This is a genomic window from uncultured Nocardioides sp. (genome assembly GCF_902805925.1).
GTDB lineage: Bacteria > Actinomycetota > Actinomycetes > Propionibacteriales > Nocardioidaceae > Nocardioides.
In genome coordinates this window covers 1-12338 of sequence record NZ_CADCUP010000113.1, presented here as the reverse complement: position 1 = coordinate 12338, position 12338 = coordinate 1, and the positions used below count along the sequence as shown (strand labels likewise).

At 72.4% G+C, this 12338-nt stretch carries 11 protein-coding genes; 6 read left to right on the top strand and 5 right to left on the bottom strand.

What is annotated here, in order from left to right; all coding sequences use genetic code 11:
• The first annotated feature begins 46 nt into the window (after positions 1 to 46).
• Positions 47 to 430, top strand: a complete 384-nt coding sequence (locus QZX64_RS07980) for a VOC family protein (RefSeq protein WP_295658219.1) — start codon at positions 47 to 49, stop codon at positions 428 to 430.
• A 17-nt stretch (positions 431 to 447) separates the two neighbouring features.
• On the opposite strand, the gene QZX64_RS07975 is transcribed toward QZX64_RS07980, so the two are convergent.
• Positions 448 to 1362, bottom strand: a complete 915-nt coding sequence (locus QZX64_RS07975) for an alpha/beta fold hydrolase (protein WP_295658218.1) — start codon at positions 1360 to 1362, stop codon at positions 448 to 450.
• 65 nt (positions 1363 to 1427) lie between these two features.
• Here QZX64_RS07975 and QZX64_RS07970 point away from each other — a divergent pair, with 65 nt between their 5' ends.
• The 3 genes from QZX64_RS07970 (at position 1428) to QZX64_RS07960 (ending at position 3769) form a co-directional block, all read left to right on the top strand.
• Positions 1428 to 1982 (top strand): TetR/AcrR family transcriptional regulator, encoded by a 555-nt coding sequence (locus QZX64_RS07970; RefSeq protein ID WP_295658217.1) that lies wholly within the window; start codon positions 1428 to 1430, stop codon positions 1980 to 1982.
• A gap of 279 nt (positions 1983 to 2261) precedes the next feature.
• Positions 2262 to 2957, top strand: coding sequence for a Type 1 glutamine amidotransferase-like domain-containing protein (locus QZX64_RS07965; RefSeq protein ID WP_295658216.1), 696 nt, complete (start codon positions 2262 to 2264; stop codon positions 2955 to 2957).
• 119 nt (positions 2958 to 3076) lie between these two features.
• Positions 3077 to 3769 carry an NAD-dependent deacylase gene (locus QZX64_RS07960; RefSeq protein ID WP_295658215.1) on the top strand — a complete coding sequence of 231 codons (693 nt, stop codon included), beginning with the start codon at positions 3077 to 3079 and terminating at the stop codon, positions 3767 to 3769.
• A 29-nt stretch (positions 3770 to 3798) separates the two neighbouring features.
• Here the strand turns inward: QZX64_RS07960 and map are convergent, their stop codons facing one another.
• Positions 3799 to 4569, bottom strand: a complete 771-nt coding sequence (map, locus tag QZX64_RS07955; protein WP_295658213.1) for a type I methionyl aminopeptidase — start codon at positions 4567 to 4569, stop codon at positions 3799 to 3801.
• A gap of 42 nt (positions 4570 to 4611) precedes the next feature.
• On the opposite strand from map, the gene QZX64_RS07950 reads away from it, so the two are divergent.
• Complete coding sequence (locus QZX64_RS07950) at positions 4612 to 4884, top strand: helix-turn-helix domain-containing protein (RefSeq protein WP_295658211.1); 273 nt, start codon at positions 4612 to 4614, stop codon at positions 4882 to 4884.
• 11 nt (positions 4885 to 4895) lie between these two features.
• Here the strand turns inward: QZX64_RS07950 and treY are convergent, their stop codons facing one another.
• From treY to QZX64_RS07935, 3 genes are all read right to left on the bottom strand, one after another.
• Positions 4896 to 9005, bottom strand: a complete 4110-nt coding sequence (treY, locus tag QZX64_RS07945; RefSeq protein WP_295658210.1) for a malto-oligosyltrehalose synthase — start codon at positions 9003 to 9005, stop codon at positions 4896 to 4898.
• A gap of 22 nt (positions 9006 to 9027) precedes the next feature.
• The gene (gene glgX, locus QZX64_RS07940; protein ID WP_295658208.1) at positions 9028 to 11241 is read right to left on the bottom strand and encodes a glycogen debranching protein GlgX; all 2214 of its coding nucleotides are present in this window, start codon (positions 11239 to 11241) and stop codon (positions 9028 to 9030) included.
• 88 nt (positions 11242 to 11329) lie between these two features.
• On the bottom strand, positions 11330 to 11920 hold the full coding sequence (locus QZX64_RS07935; protein ID WP_295658207.1) for a dihydrofolate reductase family protein: 591 nt from the start codon (positions 11918 to 11920) through the stop codon (positions 11330 to 11332).
• A gap of 87 nt (positions 11921 to 12007) precedes the next feature.
• On the opposite strand from QZX64_RS07935, the gene QZX64_RS07930 reads away from it, so the two are divergent.
• The coding region (locus QZX64_RS07930) for a hypothetical protein (RefSeq protein WP_295658205.1) at positions 12008 to 12338 on the top strand (331 nt) is incomplete at its 3' end.

Genomic DNA, 12338 nt, shown 5'->3' with positions numbered 1-12338 from the left:
TCGGTGCACGGGCCGAGCAAGGACGGGCAGCTCCTAGGATGCCGTCATGGCGAATCACTGGACCTTGGGCTGCGACGCCAACGATCCCCGACGGCTGGCGGACTTCTGGGCGGCGGCACTCGGCTACGTGCCTGAGCCGGGGTACGACGACCCCGACGGCGCATCGATCATCGACCCCGACGGCAGAGGGCCGGCCATCGGATGGCTGCGCGTGCCCGAGACGAAGTCGGCCAAGAACCGGCTCCACATCGACATCCGCGTCGCCGGAGAAGGGCCGTGGGACATGCCGGCCCGAGAACGACTGATCCGGGCCAAGGTGCCTGAGCTCGTCGCCCTCGGCGCCACCGTCGTCCGCGAGGAGCACGACGGCGCGGTTCTCGCACACGTCGTCATGGTGGACCCGGAGGGCAACGAGTTCTGCGTCGCGTGACGCCACCGGGAGCGCGATCACCCTGACGCGGCTCGTTGGAACCAGTCGAGCGCGAGCTCCGCGACGGCGTCCGGCGCGTCGTCGGTGATGAAGTGGGCGGCATCGTCGACGTAGGCGAGCTCGACGCGATCGGCGTACCTGTGCGGGTCGCGGCAGGTGGCGGACAGGACCTCCTCCGTCCAGGGCCGGTCGCAGCGGCCGAAGACCACGAGGGTCGGCACCGTGAGCCGCCGGCGGCGGTAGGCGCCGCGCACCATCCGCATCGCCTCGGCCAGGACCATCCCGCGGCACAGGGGACGCACCGCGGCGTCGATGTCGGGTCGGCGCATCGGGGCGAGGTGGGCGTCGATGACTGCCTCGGACATCGGGCGGGCGACGTACCTCTCGGAGAAGAGTCCCCGCAGTGGTGCGCCCGGGTGGTGCCAGATGAGCGCGGGGAGGTGCTGGAAGCCGGGCAGCGTCTTCGGGCTGAACCTCATGAAGCCCGGCGGCACCGACAGCTGCACTGCCGTGCGCACGCGCTCGGGGTGGTCGTAGGTCAGCTGCATGGCGGTGATGGCGCCCATGTCGTGGGACACGAGGTGGGCACGGTCGATGTCGAGGGCGGCGAGGAGGGTGAGCAGGTCGTGGAGCCGGGTCTCTCGCTCGACGCGGGGATCCTCGGCGACCGTCCAGCCGGCTCCGCGCAGGTCGGGGCAGACGACGCGGTAGCCCTGGGCGGCGATGGCGGGAGCCACGGCGCGCCACTGCCACCAGTGCTCGGGGAACCCGTGCAGCAGCACGACCGGTTCGCCCTCGCCGATGGTCGCGACGTGTGTCCTCAGGCCGGCCGTCTCGACGACCAGGTGCTCGAAGCCGGGGGCCTCCGGGAGCTCCGGCGACCAAGCCGACGCGCCGACGGGGCGGGTGATGGGCGGCTCTGGCGGCGGCATGGCGGCTCCCTTCACTGAGCAGCGGCTACTATGTTCATAGTAGACCTGGAGCGAGGGGGACGTCCATGCCTGCCGGCACCCGGGAGCGCGCGCTGGAGGCGGCCGTGGAGCTGCTCGGCTCGGAGGGCGTGCGCGCCCTGAGCCACGCGCGGGTCGACGCGCGAGCCGGCCTGCCGCCCGGTTCGACCTCGAACTGGTTCCGCACCCGCAGGGCGCTGCTCGGCGGCCTCGTCGACTGGATCGCCGACCGGGAGCGCTCCGACTTCGACCCGGCCGCGATGCCGGCGATCTCCCGGGTCGAGGACCTGGTCGACGGCTTGTGCGCCATGGCCGACCTGCAGACCGGCCCGTTCGCCAGTCGCACCCGCGCGCGCTACGCCCTGTTCCTCGAGCTCGCCGACGACCCCGAGCTCGGTGAGCCGCTGCGGCGCCAGCGTCGGGAGTTCGAGCAGTGGACCGAGCGGCTGGTCACCGCCGTCGGCATCGTCGATGCCACGCCTGCGACCAGGGCCCTCATGGCGCTCGCCGACGGGCTGCTCCTGCACCGGCTCACCGTCGACCCCGCGCTCGAGCTGCGCCCCGTCATCGAACGCGCGGTGCGCGCCCTGGCGCAACGGTGACCCGACCCTGCACGAAGCTCTCGACCCACGACCGGGTGTCGCCACCGGGGCCGGGGGTCTGTCCCACGCGGACGCAACTCACCCCGCCGCCGCTCGTTCCAACACCCCATAGCGATGCAGCAACGCCCGGATGAGGACGTAGGGCATACCGCCGCGTGGGGGCTTCCTCGGCGAGATCTGGTCGAATATGTCGGAACCGGGGCGAGGCCTTCCTGCCACAAGCGGACGGCCCGCCGCCGTCACCGCTCCAGATCGGTCACACTCACGTCAGGAGACACCGTGAAACTTCTTCTCACGTCCGGGGGCGTGACCAACGCCAGCATCCGCGACGCGCTCGTCGAGCTCCTCGGAAGGCCGATCGACGAGTGCACCGCGCTGTGCATCCCCACGGCGCAGTACGGGCATCCCATGGTCGGCCCGGGAGTGAGGGCTTGGCAGTTCATCAGCGGCAACTCCCAGAACCCCATGGTCGACCTGGGCTGGAAGTCCGTCGGCGTGCTGGAGCTGACCGCGCTGCCCAGCATCGACGAGGAGCATTGGGTGCCGCTGGTCCGCGAGACCGATGTTCTGCTCGTCGCGGGCGGTGACGTCCTCTACCTGTGTCACTGGATGCGCGAGTCCGGGATGGCGGACCTGCTGCCCTCGTTGAGCGAGACCGTCTGGGTGGGGCTCAGCGCGGGGAGCATGGTCATGACCCCCGTCGTCGGGGACGACTTCATCCAGTGGCGGCCACCCACCGGCGATGAGACCACGCTGGGCCTCGTCGACTTCTCCATCTGCCCGCACCTGGCTGCCGACGGCATGCCGGGCAACTCGATGGCCGAAGCGGAGCAGTGGGCCGCCGGCATCCCGAATGCGGCCTACGCGCTGGACGACCAGACGGCGATCACGGTGGTCGACGGGGAGGTCCGCTTCGTCTCCGAAGGGCGCTGGACGCAGCTGCGGACCCTGAGCTCCGATCCCCACCAGCGATAGCCGGCTCAGGGACACCGGGAGCGTCGGGGCCTTCCAGGTCGCGCCACGCCCACGTGCTTCACCGGCCCCAGGGTGGGCGCACCGAGTCGTCCCGGACCCGGACCGCTCATACTGAGCCCATGAAGGTCGTCGTCCTCACCGGTGCCGGCATCTCCGCCGAGAGCGGGGTGCCGACGTTCCGCGACGCCGACGGGCTGTGGGAGGGCTACGACCCCATGCAGGTCGCGACGCCCGAGGCGTTCGAGGCCGACCCGGCGCTGGTGCAGTGGTTCTACGACGAGCGCCGCGCCGCGCTCGCGCGGGTCGAGCCCAACGCCGCCCACCGGGCGCTGGCCCGGCTGGAGGAGTCGCTCGGCGACGACCTGCTCCTGGTCACCCAGAACGTCGACGACCTGCACGAGCGGGGCGGCTCCCGGCGGGTGCTCCACATGCACGGGCGCCTGCGCGCCGCCTGGTGCACCGCGTGCGACGCCCGCCACGAGTGGACGGGCACCCTGGGCGACGCCCCCGCGTGCTCCGGCTGCGGCGTGCGGGCCCTGCGGCCCGACATCGTGTGGTTCGGCGAGATGCCGTACGGCATGGACGACATCCACCAGGCGCTGTGGGAGGCCGACCTCTTCGTCGCCATCGGCACCTCCGGGCTCGTCTACCCCGCCGCCGCCTTCGTGCACTACGCCGAGGCGGGCGGCGCCGAGACCCTCGAGCTCAACCTGGAGGCGAGCGACGGCGTCGGCGACTTCCGGCGCTCCCGCCAGGGACCCGCCACCGAGCTGGTGCCCGCCTGGGTGGAGGAGCTGCTCGCCCAGCCGTGATGCCCAGCCGTGATGCCCTGCCGTGATTCCTAGTCGCGGGCCGTCAGCACCAGCGGGCCGTCCGCGGTGATCGCGACGGTGTGCTCGCTGTGCGCCGTCCGGGCCCCGGTGGCGCTGCGCAGCGTCCAGCCGTCGGGGTCGATGACCAGCTCGTCGGTGTCGGCCATCACCCAGGGCTCGATCGCCAGCAGCATCCCCGGCTTGAGGACCACCCCGCGGCCCGGCCGGCCGGTGTTGGCGATGTGCGGGTCCTGGTGCATGGTGCGGCCGACGCCGTGCCCGCCGAACTCGGTGTTCACGGAGTAGCCGGCACCCGTGAGCACCTCGCCGATGGCGGCGGAGAGGTCGCCGGTCCGCGCCCCCGGCTGGGCGGTGGCGATGGCGGCGTCCAGCGCCGCCCGGGTGGCCTCGATCATCCGCTGGTCCTCCGGGGAGCCGGCACCGCCCACGGTGAAGCTGACGGCCGAGTCGGTGACCCAGCCGTCGAGCGCGACGGCGAAGTCGAGGCTCAGCAGGTCGCCCTTGCGCAGCTTGTAGTCGTGCGGCAGGCCGTGCAGCACCGCGTCGTTGACCGAGGTGCAGATGACGTGGCCGAAGGGCCCGCGCCCGAAGGACGGCGCGTAGTCGACGTAGCAGGAGGTCGCCCCGGCGTCGGCGATCATCCCAGCTGCCCACCGGTCGATCTCGAGGAGGTTGGTGCCGGTCTGCACCCGCTTCTGCAGCGTGGTCAGCACCTCCGCCACGAAGCGGCCCGCGGGCCGCGCCTCCTCGACCTGACGCTCGTTCAGGATCTCGATCATCACTCACCTCCGGTATGACAATACCGGTATTACTATAGGCCCGTGGTCCGCCTGCCCCTCACCCCCGACGACGTACGACGCGGTGAGCGCCTCGGCGCCCTGCTGCGCCACGCGCGCGGGGAGCGCACCCTCGGCGACACGGCGCTGGCGGCCGGCGTCTCCCCCGAGACCCTGCGCAAGATCGAGACCGGTCGCATCCCGACGCCGTCGTTCACCACGGTCGCCCTGCTCGCCGGCGAGCTGGGCCTCTCGCTCGACGGCGTCTGGCGCGAGCTGGACCCCGACGCCGACGAGCCCGTCCTCGACCTGTCGTAGCCGGCGCGGGATCACGCCCGGCGCAGCAGTGCCCCCGCGTGCGGCGGCAGGACGACCGCGACCCCGTCGACGGTGGCGCCGGACGGCGTCGCGAACAGCACCTCCGGCTGCGCCGGCAGCGTCACGGTGGCCTCCACGTCGGAGAGGTTCACCGCGACCGCGACCGACCCGCGGTGCATGACCAGCACCCGGCGCTCCTCGTCGACCTCGACCTCCACCGCGCTCAGCCGCGGGTCGGTGAGCTCCGGCAGCTCGCGCCGCAGCGCGCCCAGCCTGCGGTAGGCGTCCAGCACGACCGCGTGCCGGCCGCCCTCGAGCTCGGACCAGTCCAGCTTGGAGCGGGTGAACGTCTCGGGGTCCTGCGGGTCGGGCACGACCGCGGGATCCCAGCCCATCTGCTCGAACTCCGCCAGCCGCCCCTCGGCGGTCGCCTTCCCCAGCTCCGGCTCCGGGTGGGAGGTGAAGAACTGGAACGGCGACGTCGTCGCCCACTCCTCGCCCTGGAAGAGCATCGGCGTGAACGGCGAGGCGAGCGTGAGCAGCGCCGCGCACACCAGCTGGTCCTCGTCGAGCGACTCGGCCAGCCGGTCACCGCGAGCGCGGTTGCCGATCTGGTCGTGGTTCTGGTTGGCGACCACGAGCCGCCACCCGGGCATCCGCTCGACGTCCACCGGCCGGCCGTGCGGCCGGCCGCGGAACGAGCTGAAGGTCCCGTCGTGGAAGAAGCCACGCGTGAGGACCTTGCCCAGCGCCGTGAGCGGCTCGAAGTCGGCGTAGTAGCCCTCGGTCTCGCGGCTGAGCGCGACGTGGACGGCGTGGTGGAAGTCGTCGCTCCACTGCGCGTCGAGGCCGTAGCCACCGCCCTCGCGGGGCGTGACCATCCGGGTGTCGTTCAGGTCGGACTCCGCGATCAGCGTCAGCGGCCGGCGCAGGTGGGTCGACAGCGCACCCACCTCGACCGCCATCTCCTCGAGCAGGTGCACCTCGGAGTCGTCGGACAGCGCGTGCACGGCGTCGAGCCGCAGCCCGTCGACGTGGTAGTCGTGCAGCCACATGTGGACGCTGTCGAGGATCAGGCGGCGCACCTCGGCGCTGCCCTCGCCGTCGAGGTTGACCAGGTCGCCCCAGGTGTTGGCGCCCTGCTTCAGGTAGGGCCCGAACAGCGGCAGGTAGTTGCCGGACGGCCCGAGGTGGTTGTGCACGACGTCCTGGATGACGCCGATGCCCGCGGCGTGGCAGCCGTCGACGAACCGCTGGTACGCCGCCGGGCCGCCGTACTGCTCCTGCACGGTCGACCAGAGCACGCCGTCGTAGCCCCAGTTGTGGGTGCCGTTGAACCCGTTGACCGGCAGCAGCTCGACGAGGTCGACGCCGATGGAGCGCAGGTGGTCGAGCCGGCCGAGGGCGGCGTCGAGCGTGCCCTCGGGGGTGAAGGTGCCGACGTGGAGCTCGTAGATGACCGAGCCGGCGAGCTGGCGCCCGGTCCAGGCGTCGTCCTGCCACTCGTGCGCCGTGGGGTCGAAGGTGCGGGACAACCCGTGCACACCCTCGGGCTGGCGCCGCGACCGCGGGTCGGGGAGCACGGTGTCGCCACCGTCGACGACGTAGCCGTAGTCGACCTCGCCCTCGGGGGCCGGGTCCGTCGGGGTCCACCACCCGTCGTCACCGCGGGTCATCGGGACTCGGCGGTCCCCTGCCTGGAGCTCGACGGTCTCCGGACGCGGCGCCCACACGTCGAAGCGACCGCGCGGCGCCCGGCCCCCGGACACCTCCACGCGGAGCAGCAGCGCGACGGGGTGGTCGGCCAGCAGGTCGGCCAGGGCCACCGGACCGCGAAGGGTGCGGCCCGACAGCTGCTCGACCCACTCGCCCGAGGGCAGGGTCAGCGACGTGTCGCCCCAGCCGCCGCGGGCGCCGAGGCCACGGGGCAGGCGGGTGACGACCGTGACGGCGCCGCCGCGGTCAAAGGCCAGGGCGTGGTCGGCGGCCTCGCCGGTGACCACGACCGGGGCGTAGCCGGTGAAGAGCTCGCCGCGCTCGCGCCGGGCCCGGAGGCCGGCCCGGGTGAGGAGGAGCTTGGCCGCGCCCGGGTCGTCCCTGCCCCCGGTCAGCACGGGCCGCTCACCGGCGTCCACGGACTTCAGCAGCGCTGCGCGGGCCTCGAAGTCGACCGGACGGCGGTTGTCGGGGTCGACCAGGCTCTGCTCCCACAGCTCGCTGCCCTGGTAGACGTCGGGGACGCCGGGCATCGTCAGGGCGAGCAGCTTGGCGGCCAGGGCGTTGCTCCACCCGGCGTCGGCGACGGCGTCCAGCACCTCGGTCAGCACCGCGGCGACCCGGTCGTCGTCGACGGCGGCGTCGACCGCCGCGTGCACCGCGGACTCGTAGGCCTCGTCGGGCGCCGTCCACGTGGTGCGGTCGCCCGCCTCGCGCATCGCCTTCTCGGCGTACCCGTGCAGGCGCTCCCGCAGGTCGGCGTCGGCACCGGCGGCGGGCCAGGCGCCCACGACGGCCTGCCACAGCAGGTTGCCGAAGCCGGGGTCGGGCAGCGGGGCGAGCTCGAGCAGGCGGTCGAGCGCCCGCTCCCACAGCCCGGGCGCCTCGGCCAGCGCCGTGATGCGGGCGCGGACGTCCTCGCCGCGCTTGGTGTCGTGGGTGGTGAGCGCCGTCATGGCGTGCGGCCAGTCGCGCTGGCGCTCGGCCATCGCGGTGTGGAACTCCGCCGGCGCCACCGAGAAGATCGAGGGGTCGCCGCCGACCTCGTTGAGGGAGGTCAGCCGGGACCAGCGGTAGAACGAGCAGTCCTCGACACCCTTGGCCATGACCATGCCGCTGGTCTGCTGGAAGCGCAGCGTCGGCGGGCGCTCGGGGTCCGACAGCACCGGCAGGAGCACGTCCAGGGTGGCGGCGAGGTCGGGCCGGTGCTCGCGGGCCAGGGCGAACGCCTCGTCGAGGTGCCCGCGGCCGCCGGGCAGGTAGGAGCGGTAGACCGGGAAGCACGCGATCAGCTCGGCGACGGCGTCCTCGGTGTCGGCGGGCGCGTCGGGGAGCTCGACCCGCAGCTCGCGACCGATGCGCAGCACCTCCGAGCGCAGGATGCCGTCGGCGACGGCGCGCTTGTTGTCGTGGACCATGCGGTGCCAGTCGACGTGCCCGCCGCGGAGCCGGTCGTCGAGGTCGCCGAGCGGCTCGGCACCGGCCGGGTCGGTGAGCACCCGGTCGATGAGGCCCAGCACGTCGTAGCCCGTCGTGCCCGCCGTGGCCCACTCGCGGGGCAGCTCCTCACCGGGCTCGAGGATCTTCTCGACGAGCACGTAGCCGTGGTCGGTCAGCTCCGCCAGGTCCTCGAGGTAGCCGGCGGGATCGCGCAGCCCGTCGGGGTGGTCCACACGCAGCCCGTCGACGAGCCCCTCATCGAACCACTCGCCGATCAGCTGGTGCGACCGGCCGAACCACTGCGGGTCCTCGACCCGGATGGCGGCGAGGGTGTTCACCGCGAAGAAGCGTCGGTAGTTCAGCCCTGTGTCGGCCAGCCGCCACGAGACGAGCTCGTAGTGCTGGCGCGCGTGCACGGCCTGCGCGTCGACGGTGTCGCCGTCCCAGTCGTCGGCGCTGCCGGCGGCCAGCGGGAAGGCGTGGCCGTGGTAGTGCAGCTGCCCCGCCTCGACGCGCAGGTTGCCGATGCCGCCGTCCTCGAGCACGTCGTCGTCGCCGACCACGGGGATGCGCAGCCGGCCGCCACCGGCGGCCCAGTCGATGTCGAACGCGCCGGCGTACGGCGACTGCTGGCCGTGGGTGAGCACGTGCCACCACCACGCGTTGCCGGCCGGCTCCGCCACGCCCACGTGGTTGGGCACGATGTCGACGAGCACGCCCATGCCGAGCCGGTGGGCCTCCGCGGAGACCGCCGCCAGGCCGGGAGCACCACCGCGGGCCGGGTCGACGTGCTGGTGGTCCGCCACGTCGTACCCGTGCTCGGAGCCGACCTCCGCCGCCAGCAGCGGCGAGAGGTAGACCCAGTCGACGCCGAGCCCCTGGAGGTACGGCAGCAGCCGCGCCGCCGCGTAGAGGTCGAACCTCTCGGTGACCTGGAGTCGGTAGGTGCTGACAGGCGTGCGCATTCGTCTCTCCCCGCTGGGTCGCTCAGGCGTGCTGGTCGTGGCGCTTGTCGGCGGCGGGGGTGGCCTCCACCGCGGTGTCGGCGAGCGAGGCCAGCGACGCGGCCACCGAGAGGTCGGGCTCGACCTCGGGCTCGGCGTGCTCGCGCAGCACCACCATGCTGTGCGTCTCCAGCCGCAGCTTCGCACCCGGCTGGAGGGTGTCGGTCGCATCGGCGGAGCCGCCCGTGTCGATGACGACGTCCCAGGCCGCGGCGTACTCGTCGGGCGGCAGGGTGACGTCGGCCGGGCCGTCGGCGTTGAAGTACAGCAGGAAGTGGTCGTCGGTGATGGTCTCCCCGCGGGCGTCCTTGCCCGCGATCCCGTCGCCGTTGAGGTACATGCCGATCGCCTTGGCGCCGCTCTCCCAGTCAACGTCCTCCATCGGCTCGCCGTCGAGGGAGAGCCACACGATGTCGTTGAGGCGCTCACCGTTGCCGGTGCGCACCGTGCGGCCGGTGAAGAAGCGCTTGCGGTGGAACGTCGGGTGGCTGGCGCGCAGCTTGGCGACCGCGGCGGTGAACTCGATGAGCGGGCGGTCGGCGCGGTCCCAGTGCACCCAGCTGATCTCGGAGTCCTGGGCGTAGGTGTTGTTGTTGCCGTTCTGCGTGCGGCTCATCTCGTCACCGTGCAGCAGCATCGGCACGCCCTGGCTCAGCAGCAGGGTGGCGAGGAAGTTCCGCTGCTCGCGAGCGCGTGCCTCCAGCACCTCCGGGTCGTCGGTGGGTCCCTCGGCCCCGTGGTTCCAGGAGCGGTTGTGGCTCTCGCCGTCGTTGTTGCCCTCGCCGTTGGCCTCGTTGTGCTTCTCGTTGTAGGACACGAGGTCGCGCAGGGTGAACCCGTCGTGGGCGGTGACGAAGTTGATGCTGGCGAAGGGCCGCCGGCCGGACTGCTCGTAGAGGTCGGAGGAGCCCGAGAGCCGGGAGGCGAACTCGCCCAGCGAGGGCTCGCCCCGCCAGAAGTCGCGCACGGTGTCGCGGTAGGCGCCGTTCCACTCGGTCCACTGGGGAGGGAAGCCGCCGACCTGGTAGCCACCGGGCCCGACGTCCCACGGCTCGGCGATCAGCTTCACCTGGCTGACGACCGGGTCCTGCTGCACGAGCTCGAAGAACGTCGCGAGGCGGTCGACCTCGTAGAACTCGCGGGCCAGCGCCGAGGCGAGGTCGAAGCGGAAGCCGTCGACGTGCATCTCGCTGACCCAGTAGCGCAGCGAGTCCATGATCAGCTGCAGCGAGTGGGGGTGCCGGACGTTGAGGGTGTTCCCGGTGCCCGTGTAGTCCATGTAGTACTGCTCGTCGTCCTCGACGAGGCGGTAGTACGCCGGGTTGTCGATGCCCTTGAAGCTCAGCGTCGGCCCGAGGTGGTTGCCCTCGGCGGTGTGGTTGTAGACCACGTCCAGGATGACCTCGATGCCCGCGGCGTGCATCGCCTTGACCATGGCCTTGAACTCCTGGACCTGCTGGCCCTGGACGCTCGAGGCGTAGTCGGCGTGCGGGGCGAAGAAGCCCAGGGTGTTGTAGCCCCAGTAGTTGCGCAGGCCCTGGTCGAGGAGCACGGAGTCCTGCACGAACTGGTGCACCGGCATCAGCTCGATCGCGGTGACGCCGAGCTTGGTGAGGTGGTCGGTCACCGCGGGGTGCGCGAGACCGGCGTAGGTCCCGCGCTGCTCCTCCGGCACGTCGGGGTGCAGCTCGGTGAGCCCCTTGACGTGGGCCTCGTAGATGAACGACTCGTTGTAGGGGATGTTGAGGCGGCGGTCGCCCTCCCAGTCGAAGAACGGGTTGATCACCACGCCGTGGGTCATGTGGGCGGCGGAGTCGTCGTCGTTGCGCGAGTCGGGGTCGCCGAAGTTGTAGCCGAAGAGGGACTGGTCCCAGTCGATGTCGCCGCTGGTCGCCTTGGCGTAGGGGTCCAGGAGCAGCTTGTTGGGGTTGCAGCGCAGCCCCCTGGCCGGGTCCCACGGCCCGTGCACGCGGTAGCCGTAGCGCTGGCCGGGCTGCACCGACGGCACGTAGCAGTGCCAGACGTAGGCGTCGACCTCGGTGACCTCCACCGTGGTCTCGGTCAGCCCACCGTCGGCCCCGACCTCGAGGAGGCAGAGCTCCACGCGTTCGGCGGCCTCGCTGAAGAGGGCGAAGTTGGTGCCGCTCCCGTCGAAGGTGGCACCCAGCGGGTACGGGTTTCCGGGCCAGATCTGCAACGCGTCTCCTCAGGATTGGATCGTTCAAAGGCTAGCCCTCGGATGTCGGTACCCTCGCATCGCTGGTTCACGCGCCGCCCGGCAGCGGTCAGCCGGCGGCGCCCAGCTCGTACCTGATGAGCAGCGTCCCCCCGCTGGAGGCGGCCGACTGGACCAGCCGGAGCGGGCGCGGCGCGGGCAGCTCGCGCAGCAGCCGCTTGCCGGTCCCGAGCAGCAGCGGGTGGACGAACAGGCACAGCTCGTCCACGAGCCCGAGGCGGAGCAGCGCGTGCACCAGCACACCGCTGCCGAGCGCCGTGATGACACCGTCGCCCTCGCCGGTGAGCTCCCGGACCGCTCGGCCGAGGTCACCGCCGATGACGGTCGACCCGGCCCAGTCGAGGCGGCTCAGCGTGCGCGACGCGACGTGCTTGGGCGTGGCGTTCAGGTGCCGTGCCAGCGGGTTCTCGTCGGGCTGGAAGGGCCAGAAGGCGGCCATCGTCTCGTAGGTCCTGCGCCCGAGCAGGTACGCCGACGTCGCCTCGAGGCTGCCCGGGTCCATGAGCTCCTGGACCTCGCCGGCGTACGGCGCTCCCCAGCCGCCGTGGGCGAAGCCCCCGTCCCGGTCCTCCTCGGGCGACCCGAGGCCCTGCATCACTCCGTCGACGCTGACGAGCTCGACGGCAACCACCTTGCGCATGGATGACTCCTCTCCTTGGATGGCACGAGACTGTCGCCGGGAGCACTGTCGGCGCTTGAAGGAAATCGACCGACCGGGAGGAGCGCCGTGGAGGAGCCCGCCGTCGCGCTCGAGCCGCACCGTGCCCACCCGGCGCTCCGGGGCCTGGTGGCCGGCATCGTCGGCATGCGGGAGAGGGCGCCCGGCGAGGTACGGCGCCGGCAGCCCGCCGGCACGCTGCTCCCGCTGGTGCTGTCCTGGGGGGCGCCGTTGACCGTCTCCGTGCCGACCGGGGGGCCCAGCACCCACGCCGCCTTCGTGGCGGGCCTCATGCCGGGCCCGGCGGACACCAGCTTCCGGGGCAAGCGCGACTGCGTGCACGTCTACCTCACCCCGCTCGGTGCGCAGCGCCTCCTCGGCGTCCCGGGACACGTGCTCG